The sequence below is a fragment of the uncultured Stenotrophomonas sp. genome (genome assembly GCF_913778665.1).
Taxonomy (GTDB): Bacteria; Pseudomonadota; Gammaproteobacteria; order Xanthomonadales; family Xanthomonadaceae; genus Stenotrophomonas.
The window spans coordinates 223,961-243,464 of the sequence record NZ_CAJYVQ010000011.1; the positions used below are offsets into that span (position 1 = coordinate 223,961).

The following is a 19,504-nucleotide window of genomic DNA, read 5'->3' on the forward strand; positions in this document are numbered from 1 at the left end:
GCTGCGCACCACGCAATGAAACAGGCACCCCATTCCCGCCAGCCGCCGCTGGTGCTGATCGCCGAGGACGAAGGCGAAATCGCCGACATCCTCGGCGCCTACCTGGCCCGCTCCGGGCTGCGCAGCGCCCGCGTCGCCGATGGTGAAGCCGCCCTCGCCAGCCACCGCCAGCTGCGCCCGGACCTGGTACTGCTGGACGTACAGATGCCGAAGATGGACGGCTGGCAGGTGCTCAGCGAACTGCGACGACGCGGCAACACCCCGGTGATCATGCTCACCGCGCTCGACCAGGACGTAGACAAGCTGACCGGCCTTCGCGTGGGTGCGGACGACTACGTGGCCAAGCCGTTCAATCCGGCCGAGATCGTCGCCCGCATCCAGGCCGTGCTGCGCCGCAGTGCGCGGTCCGAGGCTGAAGATTCGACCGGTGTGATCCGCCAGGGACCGTTCGAGATCGATCTGCGCAGCCACGAGGTGACGGTGCGCAACGACCACCAGGTGCACGCCTTGGACGTCACCCTCACCGAGTTCCGCCTGCTGGTGCACATGGCCCGCGCGCCACGCCAGGTGCATGCGCGCGTGGATCTGCTGCACGCCTGCCTGCCCGAAGGTGATGCGCAGGAACGCACCGTCGACAGCCATGTCAGCAAACTGCGCCGCAAGCTCGAAGACGTGGGCGTGATCGGCGTTCCCGCCACCGTCCGCGGCGTCGGCTACCGCTTCCTGGACTGAATGATGAGCCGCAAAGGCAAGAGCATCGGCCGCCAGATCACCCTCTCCATCACCGTCGCATCGCTGTGTTCGACGGTGCTGTCGATCGGCGGCTTCTACCTGTTCTACTACCTGATGGAGGTGTTCTATCCGCGCTGGTACGACCAGCCGGAAACGATCATGCCGTCCGGGTTGGAATGGCTGTGGATCGGCCTGACCGCCAGCGTGGTCGTCATCTTCGCCACCCTGATCGCCTCGCGCCTGACCCGGCGCATCATCACCCCGTTGAACTCGGTGGCGGAAAGCCTGCGCCGCGTCGCCAGCGGTGATCTGGAGGCGCGAGCGCGCGGTGGCGATACCACGATGGCCGAGGCCGCCACACTGGTCAGCGACTTCAATTCCATGGCCGAGCGCCTCAGCCGGATGTCGCAGAACCGGGTGTTCTGGAACGCGGCAATCGCGCACGAGTTGCGCACGCCGATGACCATCCTGCGCGGGCGCCTGCAGGGCATCGCCGAAGGCGTGTTCGAGCCCGGTCCGGAGCAGTTCAACGGCATGCTCACCCAGCTGGAAGGCCTGACCCGCATTATCGAGGACCTGCGGGTGGTCAGCGTGGCCGAGAGTGGCCATCTGGACCTGCGCCTGCAGCGCAGCGATGTCAGCATACAAGTGGCGGCGGTGGTGGAGGCCATGTCGGAGGCGCTGACCGGAAGTGGTTTTTCGGTCACGCTGGACGCGCGGCCGTCACTGGCCGACTGCGATCCGGCACGCATCCGCCAGGCTGTGCTGGCGTTGCTTGAGAACGCACGCCGCCACGCCATTCCCTGCCCGCTGCGGGTACGCGTCGCGCTGGCCGAAGGCCATTGCACGGTGAGCGTGGAAGACGGCGGCCCCGGCGTGCCCGATGAACTGCGCGACAGCATCTTCGAAGCATTCCAGCGCACCGACGTCTCACGTTCACGGCAGAGCGGTGGCTCCGGACTGGGCCTGGCAGTGGTGCGAGCGATTGCCGTGGCCCATCACGGAACGGCGCGATGCAGGGCGACCGAACGCGGCGGCAGTGCCTTCGAGATCCGCTGGCCGGTGCACGCGCGTCGCTGACGATCAAGCCAGGGCCAATCAAGGTTGGCGACCACCGTTGCCCTGGTAGATGTCCACCTTGGCGGGCACCACGCTCTCTGCTGAACGTCGCGCTCTTGTCCACGCAATCTCCATCGATCCTCCATGCCCGCTCCAAAGGGCTGCCGATACTGGGCGCGACCCGGGGGATGGCTGGCATCCATCCCCTGCCCCGTCTCCGTTCTCTCCAGGCATCCCATGAAACACCCCTACGACCCGGCGCCCGCCGCCGGCAGCATCGGCCAGCAGAACGCGGCCGCGACCCTGAAAGCCATCCTGCGCAGCTATCCCTGGAAGCTCACCGGTACGTTCACGCTGGTGGCACTGGAGAATGCGCTGCTGCTGGCCTATCCGTTGTTCGCCGGCTTCGCGGTGGACGCGATCATCAGCGGCAACATCGGCCATGCCGTTTCCTATGCCGGCGTGGTGCTGTTGTTCTGGCTGGTCGGCGCCGCCCGTCGAGCGGTCGATACCCGCACCTTCACCCGCATCTATGCCGATCTGGCAGTGAGCGTGGTGCAGGCGCAGCGCCGCCTGGGCCAGGCCACGTCCACCTCGGCGGCACGCGTGGTGCTGGCCCGCGAGTTCGTCGACTTCTTTGAAAAGCACGTCCCCATCATCGCCACCGCGCTGGCATCCATGTTCGGTGCGGTGGCCATGCTGCTGGCGATCGAACCGATGGTCGGTGCCGCCGGCCTGGTCACCCTGCTCGGCGCCCTGCTGGTACTGCCGTCGTTCGCACGCCGCAACGAGCAGTTGCATGGCCGGCTGAACAACCGCCTGGAACACGAGATCCGCCTGGTCGACCGGGTCAACCCCTCGGTGCTGCGCCGCCACTACACCACGCTGTCACGCCTGCGCATCCTGCTGTCCGACCGCGAAGCCGGCGCCTATGTGGTGATCGGGCTGGCTGCTGCGGCATTGTTCGCGCTGACCATCGGCCGCCTTGCCACCAGCGAGGGCGTCACTCCGGGCCACGTCTATGCCGTGATGACCTATCTGTGGACGTTCGTCGGCAGCCTGGATGATGCACCGTCGATGGTGGATCAGCTGGCGCGGTTGAAGGACATCGGCCGCCGCGTCAGCCCCGGCATGGAGGACGCGGAGCGCAAGGACGCCGCTTGACCGGTAGATGCCCACATTGGCGGCACCGGTGGAAGCCAGCGCCAACCAAGGTTGGCGGCTACCGAGAATGATGAGCGTTGCTTCGATTTTCTGGCCCGCGCGAAGAACAGCCGAGCATGGCTCGGCTCTACAGAAAAGCTGCCATGCGCTGCAGTTCGTCTTCAAGCGCGCCACGAAACACCTTGTCGCGGGCCAGTGACTTGCCGGCGTAGCCCACGCTGGACGCCAGTTCACCGTCGCTCACGCTGAGATTGGCCCAGCCCACTGCCTGGTCGTGCCACAGCACAGGCAGTGCGTAGTAGCCATACTGCCGCTTCGGCGCAGGTGTATAGGCCTCGAACTTGTAGACCCAACCCCAGAGCAGCCCGAAGCGGCGACGGTCCCACACCACCGGATCGAACGGCGCCAGCAGACGCACCTGCTCGTCCGGCGCATGCCGGCGCGAGCGAGGATTCTCGTCCGCTGGCCAGTACCAGGTGGTACCTTCCAGCGTGCAGCTGGCCAGCTGCTGCTTGGCCAGCTTCAATGCCTGCCGGGTCTGCTCGGCCAGATGCGGTGCGCCATAGCCCAGCAGGCGCACCAGATAGGTCAGGCTGGCCGACGGCAGTGGCGCGTACTTGCGTACCACCAGGTCGATCAAGGCGGCGGCGCGTTCGATCTGCGCCTGCTCGCTGGCATCGGCCTCAGGGTGATCGGCCACCGCGTAGATGCGGGTGCCGCTGTCGCGCCGTTGCACGCGCAGCAGGCCGCGGTAGTGCATGCCGTCCAGCAGATGCGTGCTGGCATTGCTGGTGCCGCCCCAGTAGTTGGTCACCCGGCCATGCGCGAACGCCTGATCGACTTCGCGTGGATGCACGCTCCCACGTTCGCGCACGAAGGCCAGCACGTCCTCCGCTCTGCGCCGGGTCTCGGCATCCCATGCGCGCCTGGAGACACGCGGATGCATCAACGCCAGATGTTCGCGTGGCAGGAAGCCGTAGTTCACCAGGCAATCCTCCTCCACCGGCAGGCGCGCATAGCGCCGCTCCAGGTCACCGGCGCGGTAGTCCTTCACCCGGTGGCGCAGGGTCAGGTCCTGTGCGCGTGCCGGTGCGCGGATCGGGTCGGCCTGCACGAAGCCCAGGCGCCGGATCGCAGTCAGCAGCGTGGTGGGCTTGAACAGCGTACGCGCCACCGCATGGCGGCGCAGATCATCGAGGGTGGGTGTGGCAGGCATGGCCACATTGTAGATCCACGCCATACGTGTATGGGGCCGTGGCGAACCGTGCAACGGCACCCACGCATGGCGTGGATCTATCGAAGTTCCAATACCTCCAGCGAACCGATCACCAGCGCACGCATGCCCTGCTTGAACTCGGTGATCACTTGGCCCTCTTCGTCGTCCGCAATCCCGTAGACCGTGTCCGCACCGGCAATGCAGTAGAACGCGATCGTGGCCAGCAGCCAGCGCGCCTTGTTCAGCGGCAGGCCGAACACCTCGGCCACATGCGCCTGGTGCGAGGCGATCTTGTCCAGCATCGGCGCGGTCGCCACCGAACGGCGCAGCAGGTACGGCGGTAGGCCGGGGTGCGCTTTCACCACTTCGCACAGAGAATCCACGAACCCCAGCAGGTAAGCCTGCAGCCCGCCCGGTGCATCGGCCGAGGCGCGCGGAATCTGCCAGCGCTGGAACACCGTATCGGCCACCAGTCGCTTCAATGCCTCCAGGTTGGCCACGCGCTTGTAGAGCGCGGCCTGGGTCACCGCCAGTTCGGCGGCCACGTTGGCCATGGTCAGGTTCGGCAGTCCCAGTTTGATGCCGATGTCGGCCAGGCGATCGGGGGTGATGGTGGGCGGGCGGCCACGGGCCGCCGCCAGGGTCTCAGGGTGCATGTTCATACCGTAGCGAGGGTGCCAGCAAAGGGACCCTCTTGTCCGCTTCATATGGTTTAGTTTAATTTACTCAACTAATTAGGAATGCGTGTGGTTCGCAACCCCGCCGCCGTCCGCAATCGAGCCCATGGCTCACTTCCCGCCAGGTCCCCACCCAGCCAACAACCCTGCGCTGCGCCCTCCCCCGTGCTTGCCGTCGGCAGCGCGCCAGGCGCGCTCGCACCTGCGATTCACAGGAACCTGGCATGACCGTGCACCACCTTTCCTCTCCGCTGCAGCGTGCAGCGGCCGCCGCAACCCGCGTGCAGATGCATCCGCCAATGGCCCGGCGCTACCGGGTGTCGGCCTTGGCGCTGGGGCTGCTGGCCTCGTTTGCCGCGCTGGCCGACTCCGCGCCGTCCACCCTGCCCTCGGTGCAGGTGCAGGAACAGCGGCGGGCCACCGCCGACTATGCCGGAGGACAGGTGGCGGGCGGCGGTCGTGTCGGCCTGCTGGGCGACAAGGACTTCATGGACACGCCGTTCAGTACGGTCAGCTATACCGAGTCCTTCATCCGCGACCGCCAGGCCAAGGACCTGACCGACGTCATCGCCGCCACTGACCCCACGGTGTTCAGCAACGGCGTCACCGGTTCCTGGAGCGAGAACTACGCGATCCGCGGCTTTGCCTCCAGCACCAGCGACACCACCTTCAATGGACTCAGCGGCATGGCGCCTTACTACCGCACCTCGCCGGAAATGTTCGAACGCATCGAAGTGCTGAAGGGCCCCTCCGCGCTGCTCAACGGCATGCCGCCGGGCGGCTCGGTGGGCGGCGCGGTGAACCTGGTGCCGAAGCGCGCGGGTGAGCTGCCATTGCTGCGGGTCAGTGGCAACTTCGCCTCCGATGCGCAGTTCGGCACCCATGTGGACATGGGCCGTCGGCTCGGCGCCGACAAGCAGTTAGGCATCCGCTTCAACGGCGCGTACCGTGATGGCGATGGCGCCGTGGGCAAGCAGAGCAAGAAGGTACAGCTCGGTTCGCTGGCACTGGACTGGCGCGGCGAAGATGCGCGGCTGTCGGCCGATCTGTACAGCGCCGATGACCGTGTTGACGGCCCCGCGCGTGGCGTCGGCCTGGCACCGGGCGTCGCCATTCCGCGGCCGCCGCGTGGCGATACGCTGATCAACCCGGACTGGGCCTACGTGGACAGCCAGGACAAGGGCGCGATGCTGCGCGGCGAGCTGGGTATCAACGATACCCTGATGGCCTACCTGGCCTACGGCACCAGCAGAACCGACTATCGCTACAACGGCTCGATCAGTGCGCAGATCCTCAACCCGGCCGGTGACTTCACCACGGTGATGGGCCAGCTGGCGTTCGACATCAAGAAGCAATCAGGTGATGCCGGCCTGCGCGGCAGTTTCCGTACCGGCAGCGTTGGCCACCAATGGGCCGCCAACGTGACCCACTATCAGCACACCCAGAACGACTATGGCCGCCGCAGCGTGCCCGGCTGGGACTGGACCACCAATCTGTACAACCCGGTGTGGGGCCCGGCCGCGCCGTTCGTGGCGCCGCACATCTCGCATACCGACCTGCGCCTGGACAGCCTCGGCTTCGCCGATACCCTCTCCTTCGCCGATGACCGCGTGCAGCTGACGCTGGGCGTGCGCCGCCAGCAGGTAGTCAGCGAGACCTTCAGCGTGGCCACGGGCGCACGTAGCTCACGCTACGACGAGAGCGCCACCACCCCGGCCGCGGCGCTGCTGGTGAAGGCGACCGACAGGATCTCCCTCTACACCAACTACATCGAAGGCCTCAGCCAGGGCGCCACCGCGCCGATGACTGCCGCCAATGCCGGCGATGTGTTCGCACCCTTCCGCACCAAGCAGAAGGAGCTGGGCCTGAAGCTGGACATGGGCAGCTTCGGGCACACCTTCAGCGTGTACGAGATCAAGCGACCGAGCAGCTACACCGACCCGGTCACGAATATCTTCTCGTTCGGCGGCGAGCAACGAAACCGCGGCGTGGAATGGGGCTTCTTCGGCGCACCCATCGACGGCGTGCGCCTGCTGGGCGGCGTGGCCTACGTGCAGCCCAAGCTGACCCGCACGGCCGGTGGCGTGAATGAAGGGCGCATCGCCACCGCCGTGGCGCAGCGGCAGGCCAAGCTGGGCGTAGAGTGGGATGTGCCGACCTTGCAGGGCCTGACCTTGACCGGCAATGCCACGGCGATGTCGAAGCAATACATCAGTGCCGACAATAGTCTGTCGGTGCCGGGGCGGACGTTGTTCGACGTGGGCGCGCGCTACAGCACCACGCTGGCCGGACGACCACTTGCGCTGCGGGCCACGGTGAACAACGTGACCAACAAGGCGTATTGGGGCATGCCGTTGTTGTCGAGCCTGGCGCTGGGTGCACCGAGGACGGTGCTGGTGTCGGCCACTATGGATTTCTGAGCCGGGCGACAAACGGTCAACGGGTTCCACGCGTGGCGTGGATCTACCGGAAATCATGGAACCAAGCCATGCCTGGCTGGTTCCATGGTGATCCGCCAAACGCATCCACGCATGGCGTTGATTTACCGGCACAAGGCACGACCATGCATGCACTGATCACGAAAGCACGCGCGCCACCACCGCCAATACCAGCAGATGCCCCACGTAGTATCCATAGAACATCCAGCGCCAGCGCGGCAGTTGCCATTGCACCCGTGCGGCCAGCAGCACCACGGGAACGGCCAGCAGGACACTGCCGACGCCGGCCTACTGGTAGTCCACCAGCATCGGCAGTAGACCCGCCGCCAACAACAGCAACAGGGGCCGGTTGTTGGCCAGCGCGTGCACCGCCACGGCTGCCAAGGTTGATGCTGAACGTGGACGCCCTTGTCGTGGTCTCGTGCATCACGGGAGCTTATGCGCATCGGCAAGCCCATTTCCAGCATCCGGCACGTGACACCCCCTGCCTTGGCCGGCGCCGGGCGCTATGCTGGCCGCCCCTGCTTGTGAGACACCCGTCATGCGCACCCTCTACCCCACCATCGAGCCGTACCGCGAGTTCACCCTGCCAGTAAGCGATCTGCACACGCTGCACATCGAAGAGTGCGGCACCCCGGAGGGCATTCCGGTGGTATACCTGCACGGCGGCCCGGGCGCCGGCATTTCACCCACCCATCGCCGCTTCTTCGACCCGGCGCGCTACCGCATCGTATTGATCGACCAGCGCGGCAGCGGCCGTTCCACGCCGTTCGGCGAGCTGCGCGACAACACCACGCAGAACCTGGTGGCCGACATCGAGAAGGTGCGAGAACACCTGGGCATCGAACGCTGGCTGGTCTATGGCGGCTCCTGGGGCTCGACCCTGTCGCTGGCCTATGCACAGACGCATCCCGAACGCGCGACCGGCCTGATCGTGCGTGGCGTGTTCCTCGGCCGCGAGATCGAGAACCGCTGGTTCGCCGAGGCCAACGGCGGTGCGCGCTGGATCTTCCCCGAGCGCTGGGACCGCTATGAGGCCTACATTCCGGAAGCCGAGCGTGGCGACATGATCGCGGCGTACTGGACGCGCATGGATGGCCCGGATGAAGCGAAACGCATCGAAGCCGCGCAGGCCTGGCTGGGCTGGGAAGACAACGCCGCCACCCTGCAGCACGACGTGGATGCCGAATCCACGGATGATCCGCTGGACACGCTGGCGAAGGCCCGCATCGAAGCGCACTACTTCCGCAACGGCATCTTCCTGGAGCCCGACCAGCTGCTGCGCGACATCGATCGCATCCGCCACCTGCCCTGCGTGATCGTACAGGGGCGCTACGACATCATCTGCCCGCCGCGCACCGCCTGGGACCTGGCCAAGGCCTGGCCGGAAGCGCGACTGGAGATGGTGACCTCCGGCCACAGCGCCAACGAGCCGGCCACGGTGGATGCGCTGGTGCGGGCGACAGATGCCTTTGCCGACCGTTTCTAAGGAGATGGTAGTGCCGGCTGCAGGCCGGCACCCCACCGTGCGAGGGTAGAGTCGACTGTTGGTCGACTGCTCTTGGCAGGACGCTGAAAACCCCGCGCTGCGCGCGAAAGTCGACTGGCAGTCGACTCTACCGAGCCGTCTCCTTCGAGCCACCACCCCCAAGGCGTCCGCGCGCAATCGCCGCTGCCCGGCCCGGTGAATGGTGGCCCACCGGCAACGGCCTGCGGCCCGCTTCTTCGCAGCCCGCTTACAGCCCCGCGCAGATGATCCGGCCGTGGCCATGCACAGCGTTGGCCTACATCCTCACTTCTGGAGCATGCCATGACCGGTTCTCGCTACCTCCCCATCATTTTCTCGCTTTGTGCGGGCCTGCTGCTGGGCGCCTGTTCCAAGCCCCAGGAGGCCAGCAAGGCCACCGCCGCCGAGGACGTGACCGGAGTGAAGCTCATCCCTGCCTACGAATCGCTGGACAAGGACAAGGACGGCATCGTCACGCTGGCCGAGGTGGATGCCGTCGCGCCGGACTGGGCAGAGCGACTGCACGCCTGCGATACCGACCACAACAAGACGCTGAGCCGCGGCGAGTACGACGTGTGCAAGCAGACCAGCGCTTCGCATTGATCCATCACTGAACCTTGGCGCTGCGCAGGCCCGGCTATACCAAGGTATAGCCGGGCTAACCCACGAGCCTCTAGGACTGCCCCATTCAGGGGCGGACAATAGCGCCACTGGCCAGGGCAACCCTGGCTGGCCCCTCCCCTCATGGAGACGCAGATGGACCCCGACCCTGCCGGGCGCACCGCGCCCCGGATGACCGCTTGTTGCCTGTTCCTGGCGCCTGCCCGCCGGTCCCTGCCTGCCTGAGTGACGGGGGCCGCCAGGCGCCGTTTGCCTGGAGAGCACCCCCATGTCCTACAAGATCCTCTACATCACCCTGCGCCGCCTGATTGGCGAGCGCGATGTTGCCGGCCTGCGCAGCCAGCTGCTGCAGCACGGCCCCGTGATGTTCGCCCGTTCGCTGTCGCTCGGTTCGCCACGTGTGGTGGCCGATGCACTTTCGCTGCTGCCGATCAGCGAGCGCATCACCGTGCTGCGTCATCTGCCCCATCCCCTGCGTGATGCGATGAAGCCACTGTGCATCGGTGGCAGCCAGCGGCTGCACATGCAGCCATGGTCGCCGGCGGTGCTGGCGATGCGCCACGCCTGACCTGTTCCAACTATTCCGTTCGTGTTCCGGCCGCGGCCGGCTCTGACATTCGAGGAGAGTCCCATGAGCCTGCTCAACGCCTGGTTCAACGCCTTCCTGCGCAGCCGTCGCGCAGGCAACCTGTTCCGCCGCCGTGCGATGCCCGAAGCCGGGTTCGGCCCGGGTAGCGCCGAAGCGGCGCCGTTCGCGCTCACCACCGGCCTGGTCACGCTCGCCCAGCAGGACGAAGCCGAGCTGCTGGCCACGCTGGAATCACATGCCGATGGCCTCAGCCCGCATGAGGCCGAGGAGCGACTGGCCACGCTCGGCCCCAACGAGGTGGATCACGAAAGGCCGCTGTCGTGGTGGCGCCACCTGTGGCAGTGCTACCGCAATCCGTTCAACCTACTGCTGACCGTGCTGGCGGCGGTGTCCTGGCTGACCGAGGACATCAAGGCGACGATCGTGATTGGTGCGATGGTGCTGCTGTCCACGCTGATCCGCTTCGTGCAGGAGGGGCGTTCGAACCGCGCCGCCGAGCGACTGAAGGCACTGGTCGGCAATACCGCACGCGTGCTGCGCCGCAATCCGGGTACCGAGGCTGCGGATGTGGCCGACCAGTACTTCGGCGCGCACCTGCACAGCCGGCGCCCGGCGCGCCTGCTGGACCTGCCGATCCGCGAACTGGTGCCCGGCGACCACATCGTGCTGTCGGCAGGCGACATGATTCCGGCCGATTGCCGCGTGCTGACCGCCAAGGACCTGTTCGTCGCCCAGGCCGCGATGACCGGCGAATCGCTGCCGGTAGAGAAGTTCGCTAATCCGGGCGACGGCCTGGCCGGCCTGCTGGAGCAGCACAACCTGCTGTTCATGGGTACCAATGTGGTGTCCGGCACCGCCACCGCCATTGTGCTGGCCACCGGCAACCGCACCTACTTCGGCACGCTGGCCCAGCGCAGCACCGCCACCGACCGTGCGCCGACCGCGTTCCAGGCCGGCGTCAACAGTGTCAGCTGGCTGCTGATCCGCTTCGCGCTGGTGATGGTCCCGTTCGTGCTGCTGATCAACGGCTGGACCAAGGGCGACTGGACCGAGGCGTTCCTGTTCGCGCTGTCGGTGGCTGTGGGCCTGACGCCGGAAATGCTGCCGATGATCGTCACCTCCACCCTGGCCAAGGGCGCGGTGCTGCTGTCGCGGCGCAAGGTGATCGTCAAGCGCCTGGACGCCATCCAGAACTTCGGCGCCATGGAAGTGCTGTGCACCGACAAGACCGGCACCCTCACCCAGGACAGGATCGCGCTGGAGCGCCACACCGATGTGTTCGGTCACGACTCGGAAGACGTGCTGAAGTTCGCCTATCTCAACAGCCACTTCCAGACCGGCCTGATCAACCTGCTGGATCGTGCGGTACTGGAGCACGTTGAGCTGCAGAGCTCGCTGCGGCTGTCGCAGGACTACCACAAGGTGGACGAAATCCCGTTCGACTTCGAGCGCCGCCGCATGTCGGTGGTGGTCTCCGAGCGGGAGGATCACCACGAGCTGATCTGCAAGGGCGCGGTAGAAGAGATGCTGGCGGTGTGCAGCACCGTGCGCGAGAACGGCCAGGACATGCCACTGGACGAGCATCGCCTGGCCCGCGTGCGGCAGACCACCGAGGAGTTGAACGAACAGGGCCTGCGCGTGGTGGCGGTGGCGATGAAGGAGACCGCAGCCCACCAGACGGTGTACACGCAGGCTGACGAGTGCGGATTGACCCTGGTCGGCTACGTGGCATTCCTGGACCCGCCGAAGGAATCGGCAGCGCAGGCGCTGCAGGCGCTGGCCGCGCATGGCGTGGAGGTCAAGGTGTTCACCGGCGACAACGAGCTGGTCACCGCCCGTGTCTGCGCGCAGGTGGGGCTGGACGCCGACACCATCCTGACCGGCCCGCAGATCGAGCGCATGGATGACGGCGCGCTGTCGCGGGCGCTGCACAACCATCGCGTTTTCGCCCGGCTGACGCCGCTGCACAAGGAGCGCCTGGTGCGCGAGCTGCGCGCCCAGGGCAAGGTGGTCGGCTTCCTCGGCGACGGCATCAACGATGCACCGGCGCTGCGCGCAGCCGATATCGGCATCAGCGTGGACAGCGCCGTGGACATCGCCAAGGAGGCCGCCGACATCATCCTGCTGGAAAAGAACCTGATGGTGCTGGAGGAAGGCGTCATCCAGGGCCGGCGCACGTTCAACAACATGCTGAAGTACATCCGCATGACCGCCAGCTCCAACTTCGGCAATGTGTTCTCGGTGCTGGTGGCCTCGGCCTTCCTGCCGTTCCTGCCGATGCTGCCGCTGCAGCTGCTGGTGCAGAACCTGCTGTACGACATCTCGCAGATCGCCATTCCGTTCGACAACGTGGACGAGGAGCTGGTGCGCAAGCCGCTGAAGTGGAACCCGGCGGACATCGGCCGCTTCATGGTGTTCTTCGGGCCGATCAGCTCGATCTTCGACCTGACCTGTTTCGCGCTGATGTGGTACGTGTTCGATGCACGCACGCCGGCCGACCAGGGCCTGTTCCAGTCCGGCTGGTTCGTGGTCGGCCTGCTGACCCAGACCCTGATCGTGCACATGATCCGCACGCCGAAGGTGCCGTTCCTGCAGAGCATCGCCGCACCGCCGCTGCTGATGATGACCGGCCTGATCATGGCCATCGGCGTGGCGCTGCCGATGAGCCCGCTGGCCGGCTACTTCAAGCTGCAGGCACTGCCGGCCGGCTACTGGCCGTTCCTGGTGGCGATCCTGTCCGGCTATGCGGTGCTGACCACCGCGCTGAAGCGCTTCTACATCCGTCGCTACGGCTGGCAGTAACGGCCCGCCGCCATGTCCAGGGAGAAACAGGATGGACATCAATCCCAACCTGCCGACGTTCAACGCCGGCGCCACCCTCAGCTCGCTGATCAGCCTGTCGGTGGCCTTTGTACTGGGCACGATCATCGGCCTGGAACGCCAGCTGCGGCAGCGCACCGCGGGCCTGCGCACCAACACGCTGGTGGCGGTAGGCGCAGCGGTGTTTGTCGATCTGGCAGTGCGCTTCCATGACCTGTACGGCGGCCCGCCGTCACCGCTGCATGTGGTGGCCTATGTGATCTCCGGCGTCGGCTTCCTGGGCGCCGGCGCGATCATGAAGGATGGTGCGCAGGTGTCCGGCCTGAACACCGCCGCTACCCTGTGGGGCTCGGCTGCGGTGGGCGCATGCGCGGGCATCAAGCTGCTGCCGGAGGCGGTGCTGGCGGCGCTGTTCGTGCTGGCCGCCAACACCCTGCTGCGGCCGGTGGTGAACCGCATCCAGCGCCAGCCGCTGCCGGAAGCGTTCAGTGAGGCAACGTATGCGATCAACGTGGTCTGCCAGCGCGAACAGCAGGCCGAGGTTCTGGACCAGCTGTTGCTGCTGCTGGAGCAGGCGCAGTACCCGGTACGCGCAGTGGACCAGCGACCATTCGGCGAGCGTGACGTGGAGATCGAAGCGGTGCTGTACGCCACCACGGTCGATGCAGGCGAACTGGACGCCGTGCTGGCGACCCTGTCGACCACGCCGGGGGTACTGCAGGGATTCTGGAACGCCAGCCTGGAAGAGTAGTGCCGGCCGCTGGCCGGCAACCTCAGTAGCTCCGGCAACACCGTCCAGCTGCCGGTCAGCGGCCGGCACTACCAGGCTTCGTTTCGCCTTGTGCCGACCAACGGTCGGCACCCACCCCACGAGAGCACGCCGACCAAGGTCGGCGTTCAACAGTGGCGGCTTTGCTATCCTTTCCCCCCACGCCAGGGAGCTGTCCCGATGCCATCGCTGTCGCCCCGCCGTCCCCTGGTGTTGCTTGCCCTGATCGTGGTGATGGCGGCGATCTTCCTGATCGATACCGTCACCGACTACGCCGTTGCGGCAGCGTGCTTCTACGCGGCGGTGATCCTTGCGGCGTCGCGCGTGCTCAGCGCGCGCGGACTGATCACCCTGGCCATCGCCTGCATCGCACTGACCGGGCTGAGCTTCTTCCTGACCCGGTTCGGCACCTACCGCATCGGCCTGGTCAACTCGGTCATCGGCATGCTGGTGATCGGCATCACCACCTATCTCGCCCTGAACATGGAAGCGGCCAAGGCCGCCGTGCACGAAGCGCAGGGCCGCCTGCTGCGGGTAGCGCGCGCCTCGACCGTGGGCGAACTGACCACTTCCATCGCGCATGAAGTGAACCAGCCGCTGGCGGCCATCGCCAGCAGCGCCGAAGCCTGCCAGCGCTGGCTCGCACAGGACCCGCCGAACGTCGAGAAGGCACGACAGACCGTAGCCCGCATCCTGGCCGATGCGCACCGCGCCGGCGACGTGATCGCCCGCATCCGCGGCCTCACACAGGGCGCAGCACCGGAACGACGCGCCTTCGATCTGAACCAGGCGGTGGAGGAAATGCTGGCGCTGTCACGGAGTGAACTGGACCAGCACGGCGTGGCCGTGGCCCTGCTGCTGGATGCCGACCTGCCTCCGGTGCAGGCCGATCGTGTACAGGTGCAGCAGGTGATCGGCAACCTGATTCTCAATGCGGTGGACGCAATGGAAGCCGTGCCTCCAGCCGACCGACGCCTGTCGCTGCTGACCCGACGTGACGGTCAGCGGGTCAGTCTCAGCGTGCGCGACCGCGGCGTCGGCCTGCCCGCCGATCATCCCGAGCGCGTATTCGATGCCTTCTGGACCACCAAGTCACACGGGCTGGGGCTGGGCCTCAGCCTGAGCCGTTCGATGATCGAGGCCAACGATGGCCAGATCCGCGCCGAACGACCGGCAGGCGGCGGCGCCTGCTTCATCTTCGACCTGCCCATCGCCCTGGATACCCCTCATGCGTAAGCCCCCTGCACCTGCGGCCGAACCGGCGCCGATCGTCTACGTGGTCGACGACGATCCATCGGTGCGCGCGGCGCTGGAAGACCTGCTGGCCTCGATGGGCCTGCAGGTGCGCGCCTTCGCCTCCACCCAGGCCTTCCTTGAACACGAACTGGAAGACACCCCTGCGTGCCTGGTGCTAGACGTACGCATGCCGGGCCAGAGCGGGTTGGAGTTCCAGCGCAGCATGGGCAGCCTGGGCCTGCAGCTGCCCGTGGTGTTCATCACCGGCCACGGCGACATCGCGATGGGCGTCAACGCGATCAAGGACGGCGCCATCGAGTTCCTGACCAAACCCTTCCGCGACCAGGAACTGCTCGATGCGATCCACAAGGGCATCGAGCTCGACCGCCTGCGGCGCCGCGAGGGCGAAGCACTGGGCGCGCTGCAACAGCGCTGGGACTCCCTCAATGCCGGTGAGCGCGAGGTGGTCGATGGCGTGGTGCGCGGCCGGCTCAACAAGCAGATCGCTGGCGACCTCGGGGTCAGCGAGATCACCGTGAAGGTGCGTCGCGCCCAGGTGATGCGCAAGATGGGCGCGCGCACCCTGGTCGATCTGGTGCGGATGTATGACCGCCTGCAGGCGGGCAGCGCTTGAATCCGGAAGCCGGCTATTCCGGTTCCGGCAATGCATAGACGAACCGGTAGTCGTGGCCTTCACTGATGGAGATCTCCAGTGTGCCGCTCAGACCGAGCAGCCCTTCACTGCCCGAATCGGGCACCACCACCACGCTCAGCTCCGGCGTCCCCCCGGTCATCAGACCGTTGTGCTGCAGCGTGAAAGCGCCCTGCCGTCCGGCCAACGTGCCACTCACCCGTTCCATGGCCACGTAGCCGGCCGAGCCCTGTACCGGACTGCGGAACGCCAGCATCTGGCCGACGCTGCTGCCCTGCAGGTCACCATGGAAGACCTTGTTGATCGACATCACCCCGATCGGGCCGTCGTTGCCACCGATCGGCAGCAGGTTCACTTCAAAGGTTCCGTGCGCTTCGCCCTGCATCCTGCTCTCCCTCGTCGATGGGTTTGAACGCCGCTACTTCTTCGTCGCCAGTACGATCACCCCGGCCACCACCAGGCCGATGCCGCTCCATTCCCGCAGGGTCGGACGTTCGCCCAGCAACAGATAGGCGAGCACGATCACCAGCACCACGCTGAATTTGTCGACCACCGCCACCTTGGCCAGCTCGCCACTCTGCAGCGCGCGGAAGTAGAACAGCCACGACGCACCCGTGGCCAGCGCCGACAGCACCAGGAACAGCTGCGTGCGCCCGGGCAGCAGCAACGGATTGGACCACTTGCCAGTGACCACCACCAGCGGCAGGATCACCGCCGCCACCACCAGGGTGCGGATGGCCATCCGAGTCGACGCCCTTGACGCCCACCTTGGCAAACAGCGCGGTCAGTGCGGCGAAACAGGCTGACAAGCCGGCCCAGACCAGCCACTGCGGAACGTTCTGCATGCTGCGCCACTCCCGGTTCCCAGAGCACCCACTGCCCACGCTACTCCCATTGCCCGCCTGCGCAAGCAGTACCGGCCGCCGCGCGGATCAGGCGCGCTGCGGGCGCTGCTTCAAGCGCGTATCCATCAGCCCCACCGCCAGCAGCACCGCACTGGTCAGCCAACCGGCGGCCAACAGATGGGTCTGCGGCAACAGTACACCCAGCACCACCAGCGCCACGGCACCGAACAGATGCGACCAGGGCGCACGCCCATACACCACCCGCTTGTACAGGGCGCTGCCCAGCAGGTAGATCAACGGGCCCGCCACCAGCACGGTGGCGTACATCGGGGTGACCGCCGCGCCGGGATGATCCATGACCAGATCGTTACCGACGGCCGTGGCGATGATGCCGGCGATCAGCAGTGCATGCACGTAGTGGAAGTTGGCGCCCATCCGTCCGGGATCTTCGGCGTGGCTGATGGCCTCGGTGGCATCGTGGCTGGAGATGCCGAAGTACAGCCACCACATGGCGATGGTGCCGGCGAACGTGGCCAGCACCGCCGACACCACTTCCCCGTTCCAGTGCTCGACCTCACTTAGCACGCCGCCGGTGGCCAGCAGGGTCTCGCCCAGTGCGACGATGACGAACAGCTGGCAGCGTTCGGCCAGGTGGCCACCCTCGATGGTCCAGTCCCGGGTGTGCGAACGCCCCATGCCCGGGAATGCGAAGCCGAACATCGGCGACATGTACTCGCAGGCCACCGCCAGCGCCCACAATGCCAGCCGCAGATGACCTTCGGCCGCAGCGCCCGCCAGCCAGAAGCAGGCCGAGACGCTCACCCAGGCCAGCATGCGACGGAAATTGGGCGCCAGCGGATGGCTTCGACCGACCTCCAGCAGCACGAACACGGTGCGCCCGACCTGCATGGTGGCGTAAGCCCCGGCAAACACCCAGGCGCGATCGGCAAAGGCTTCGGGGATGGACGAAGACATCAGCAGCGCCAGCAGCATTGTGACGAACAGCAGGCCGCGGATGCGTGGTGCCTCCGGATCGAACCAGTTGCTGACCCAGCAGGCGTACTGCCAGCCCAGCCAGACCGCGAACCACAGCACCAGCGTCTGCATGACGCCGGCCAGGTCCAGGTGATGCAGCAGATGGTGGCTGAGCTGGGTAACGGCAAACACGTAGACGAGGTCGAAGAACAGCTCTTCGTAGGTCACGCGGGCGTGGTGGCCATCGCGCTGGCGCAGGGCGGGCAGCCGCAGTCGTGTGCTCATGGCCGTCCTTCAGCGCGTCAGGCGCCAGTACAGCAGACCGGCCAGCAAGGCCGGCACGGCGAACACCAGCAGCAGGATCGGCAGTTCCTCGCGGACGGCGTAGCCGGCCCTGCTCACGCCCACCCACATGTTGGCCAGCGTCACCAGCAGCCAGGTGGCGATGAACGCGATCAGGGCCGTGGGCAGCTGTGACTGGCCTACGCTCCACAGCCGCCCGAACAGCAGGAATACCCCCAACAGCAGAACCCCACCCACCATCACCAGAAGCACGTGCATGGTCCATCTCCTTGAGCCTGCTGGCAGCCTAGCCGCGGCCGATTCTGCGCTCCAGCTGATGATCGTGGTTTCACCTTCCAGCCCTGGCGGACAATCCCGACCCGAGTGCCGCATGGCAAACGAGAACAGTTCCCATTAGTATTGCTTCATCGCGCAGGAATGCCCTCCCCGCGCCCACCCTTTGCCTCCACTGCCGGCCCGGATGTCCCGCCTTCCCTCTCCCTGCCCGCCTGCGCCGCCGTTGATGTCCTCGCTGGTGCGCCACTACGAAGAACTGGTGGAGTATCTGCGCCGCCGTTTCCGCTCGCCGGGGCTGGCCCGTGAGGTGGTGCACGACGTCTGCGTGCGCCTGCTTGAGCGCCCGGTGGCGCACGACGCGCGGCAACCGGTCGCGCTGCTGCGGCGGATCGCGCACGATGCCGCGGTGGACCGCTGCCGCGCCGAGGATCTGCGCCGGCACTGGGTGGAGGCGCGTGCCGAGCTGCCCGACGACGCCTGCCCGCGCCCCGGGCCGGAGCAGCAGGCGCAGGGACAGCAGGCCATGCAGCGACTGGGCGCGACCATCGAACGCATGCCCTGCCGCCGCCAGCAGGTCTTCATCCTGCACAAGATCCATGAACTGCCACAGGCCGAGGTCGCCCGGCGCATGGGCATCGGTCTCAAGGCGGTAGAGCGCCACCTGCGCCTGGCCATGGCCGATTGCCAACTGTCGGCTGGCCTGCGATGAGTCCACAACCGCCGCCATCCACGCCGCAACCGCCGGTCCCGCCCACTACCACCGACCAGGTGCTGGACCAGCATCGCGATGCCTTGAAGGAACGCTTCCCCATGCCCAGCGCGGATGCCCTGCAGCGTCGCCGCGGTGGGCGTGCCGCGAAGATCGTCCTGCCGCTGCTGCTGATCGCGGTCACCGGCGTGTTCATCGCCGACCCGGCATGGCAGATGCGCGACTATCGGACGGCGGTGGGCGAACGCCGCGACGTCCGCCTGCCCGATGGCAGCCATCTGCTGCTCGACGCCGGTACCCATCTGCAGGTTCGCAGGCACGTTCGCTCGCGGCAGGTGGTGCTGGTGCAGGGCCAGGCCCGATTCCAGGTGCAGCACTCGAGCTGGCGCCCGTTCGAGGTCGAGGCCGGGCCGGTGCATGTGCGCAACTACGGCACGGTGTTCGACGTGGACCGGCAGGGCAACCTCAGTGAGGTAACCCTGTGGCGCGGCGAGGTAGGCGTGCGCGTGGATGGCGGGGACGCCGAGCAGCGCCTGAAGCCGGGGCAGCGCGTGCTGGCCCAGCCGGGATCGTTGTCGCCACCCGAGCCGGTCAGCCCGGACCGGGCCGACTGGACCCGTGGCCGCCTGCAGTTCGATCGCCTGCCGCTGGCCGAAGTGCTGCGCATCCTGCAGCGTTATCACGACCGTCCCATCGTGCTGGATGACCCGCAGCTGGGACCGCTGCAGGTCTCGGGCGTGTTCGATGCCGATCACTCCGAAACTGCCGTTGCGTTGCTGCCGGAGATCCTGCCGGTGCAGGTGCACACGGCCAACGATGGCAGTCTGCATCTGCGCGCACGCGATTGATGGCTCCCGCGAGGGTGGGTTGCGGGTCGTCCCATCCGGCAGCTGCTTGAACCCCTCCGAAGGACCCT

General features: G+C 66.9%; 18 protein-coding genes and 2 pseudogenes. 13 read left to right on the top strand and 7 right to left on the bottom strand.

Annotated features, from left to right (window positions below; translation table 11 throughout):
* Positions 1-15: 15 nt before the first annotated feature.
* From QZ853_RS16325 to QZ853_RS16335, 3 genes are all read left to right on the top strand, one after another.
* Positions 16-732, top strand: a complete 717-nt coding sequence (locus QZ853_RS16325; protein WP_295575387.1) for a response regulator — start codon at positions 16-18, stop codon at positions 730-732.
* 3 nt (positions 733-735) lie between these two features.
* The gene (locus tag QZ853_RS16330) at positions 736-1,812 is read left to right on the top strand and encodes an ATP-binding protein (protein ID WP_295575390.1); all 1,077 of its coding nucleotides are present in this window, start codon (positions 736-738) and stop codon (positions 1,810-1,812) included.
* A gap of 216 nt (positions 1,813-2,028) precedes the next feature.
* Positions 2,029-2,955, top strand: coding sequence for an ABC transporter six-transmembrane domain-containing protein (locus tag QZ853_RS16335; RefSeq protein WP_295575392.1), 927 nt, complete (start codon positions 2,029-2,031; stop codon positions 2,953-2,955).
* A 127-nt stretch (positions 2,956-3,082) separates the two neighbouring features.
* Here QZ853_RS16335 and QZ853_RS16340 read toward each other — a convergent pair whose 3' ends face one another.
* Together QZ853_RS16340 and QZ853_RS16345 are read right to left on the bottom strand one after the other, a co-directional pair.
* On the bottom strand, positions 3,083-4,171 hold the full coding sequence (locus QZ853_RS16340) for a crosslink repair DNA glycosylase YcaQ family protein (protein WP_295575395.1): 1,089 nt from the start codon (positions 4,169-4,171) through the stop codon (positions 3,083-3,085).
* Between the two features lie 77 nt (positions 4,172-4,248).
* The gene (locus QZ853_RS16345; protein ID WP_295575397.1) at positions 4,249-4,833 is read right to left on the bottom strand and encodes a TetR/AcrR family transcriptional regulator; all 585 of its coding nucleotides are present in this window, start codon (positions 4,831-4,833) and stop codon (positions 4,249-4,251) included.
* Positions 4,834-5,072: 239 nt separating this feature from the next.
* Here QZ853_RS16345 and QZ853_RS16350 point away from each other — a divergent pair, with 239 nt between their 5' ends.
* Positions 5,073-7,268 carry a TonB-dependent siderophore receptor gene (locus QZ853_RS16350; RefSeq protein ID WP_295575399.1) on the top strand — a complete coding sequence of 732 codons (2,196 nt, stop codon included), beginning with the start codon at positions 5,073-5,075 and terminating at the stop codon, positions 7,266-7,268.
* A gap of 156 nt (positions 7,269-7,424) precedes the next feature.
* Here QZ853_RS16350 and QZ853_RS16355 read toward each other — a convergent pair.
* A pseudogene (locus tag QZ853_RS16355) lies at positions 7,425-7,670 on the bottom strand (TraX family protein); the annotation flags it as partial.
* A 157-nt stretch (positions 7,671-7,827) separates the two neighbouring features.
* Between QZ853_RS16355 and pip the strand changes: the two are divergent.
* From pip to QZ853_RS16390, 7 genes are all read left to right on the top strand, one after another.
* Positions 7,828-8,775, top strand: a complete 948-nt coding sequence (gene pip / locus QZ853_RS16360; protein WP_295575401.1) for a prolyl aminopeptidase — start codon at positions 7,828-7,830, stop codon at positions 8,773-8,775.
* Between the two features lie 321 nt (positions 8,776-9,096).
* Positions 9,097-9,396, top strand: a complete 300-nt coding sequence (locus QZ853_RS16365; RefSeq protein ID WP_295575403.1) for a hypothetical protein — start codon at positions 9,097-9,099, stop codon at positions 9,394-9,396.
* A 286-nt stretch (positions 9,397-9,682) separates the two neighbouring features.
* On the top strand, positions 9,683-9,982 hold the full coding sequence (locus tag QZ853_RS16370; RefSeq protein ID WP_164146350.1) for a hypothetical protein: 300 nt from the start codon (positions 9,683-9,685) through the stop codon (positions 9,980-9,982).
* A gap of 63 nt (positions 9,983-10,045) precedes the next feature.
* Positions 10,046-12,805 carry a magnesium-translocating P-type ATPase gene (mgtA, locus tag QZ853_RS16375; RefSeq protein ID WP_295575408.1) on the top strand — a complete coding sequence of 920 codons (2,760 nt, stop codon included), beginning with the start codon at positions 10,046-10,048 and terminating at the stop codon, positions 12,803-12,805.
* A gap of 31 nt (positions 12,806-12,836) precedes the next feature.
* Complete coding sequence (locus QZ853_RS16380; protein ID WP_295575411.1) at positions 12,837-13,574, top strand: MgtC/SapB family protein; 738 nt, start codon at positions 12,837-12,839, stop codon at positions 13,572-13,574.
* Positions 13,575-13,772: 198 nt separating this feature from the next.
* On the top strand, positions 13,773-14,828 hold the full coding sequence (locus tag QZ853_RS16385) for an ATP-binding protein (protein ID WP_295575414.1): 1,056 nt from the start codon (positions 13,773-13,775) through the stop codon (positions 14,826-14,828).
* Positions 14,821-15,462 carry a response regulator gene (locus QZ853_RS16390; RefSeq protein ID WP_111203152.1) on the top strand — a complete coding sequence of 214 codons (642 nt, stop codon included), beginning with the start codon at positions 14,821-14,823 and terminating at the stop codon, positions 15,460-15,462. Before QZ853_RS16385 ends, QZ853_RS16390 begins: the two co-directional genes overlap by 8 nt.
* Before the next feature lie 13 nt (positions 15,463-15,475).
* On the opposite strand, the gene QZ853_RS16395 is transcribed toward QZ853_RS16390, so the two are convergent.
* The 4 genes and pseudogenes from QZ853_RS16395 to QZ853_RS16410 all read right to left on the bottom strand — a co-directional run bounded on the left by QZ853_RS16395 (position 15,476) and on the right by QZ853_RS16410 (position 17,861).
* Positions 15,476-15,865: a DUF3224 domain-containing protein gene (locus QZ853_RS16395; RefSeq protein WP_295575418.1), complete on the bottom strand. Its 390-nt coding sequence runs from the start codon at positions 15,863-15,865 to the stop codon at positions 15,476-15,478.
* Between the two features lie 33 nt (positions 15,866-15,898).
* Positions 15,899-16,325: pseudogene (locus QZ853_RS16400) on the bottom strand (EamA family transporter).
* Positions 16,326-16,412: 87 nt separating this feature from the next.
* Positions 16,413-17,585 (bottom strand): low temperature requirement protein A, encoded by a 1,173-nt coding sequence (locus tag QZ853_RS16405; protein ID WP_295575421.1) that lies wholly within the window; start codon positions 17,583-17,585, stop codon positions 16,413-16,415.
* A 9-nt stretch (positions 17,586-17,594) separates the two neighbouring features.
* Entirely contained in the window at positions 17,595-17,861 is a 267-nt protein-coding gene (locus tag QZ853_RS16410; protein WP_111203146.1) for a hypothetical protein, read from the bottom strand.
* A gap of 202 nt (positions 17,862-18,063) precedes the next feature.
* On the opposite strand from QZ853_RS16410, the gene QZ853_RS16415 reads away from it, so the two are divergent.
* Positions 18,064-18,588, top strand: coding sequence for an RNA polymerase sigma factor (locus QZ853_RS16415; protein ID WP_295575426.1), 525 nt, complete (start codon positions 18,064-18,066; stop codon positions 18,586-18,588).
* The gene (locus QZ853_RS16420; protein WP_295575429.1) at positions 18,585-19,436 is read left to right on the top strand and encodes a FecR domain-containing protein; all 852 of its coding nucleotides are present in this window, start codon (positions 18,585-18,587) and stop codon (positions 19,434-19,436) included. The genes QZ853_RS16415 and QZ853_RS16420 overlap by 4 nt, the downstream gene beginning before the upstream one ends.
* The last annotated feature ends 68 nt before the right edge of the window (positions 19,437-19,504 follow it).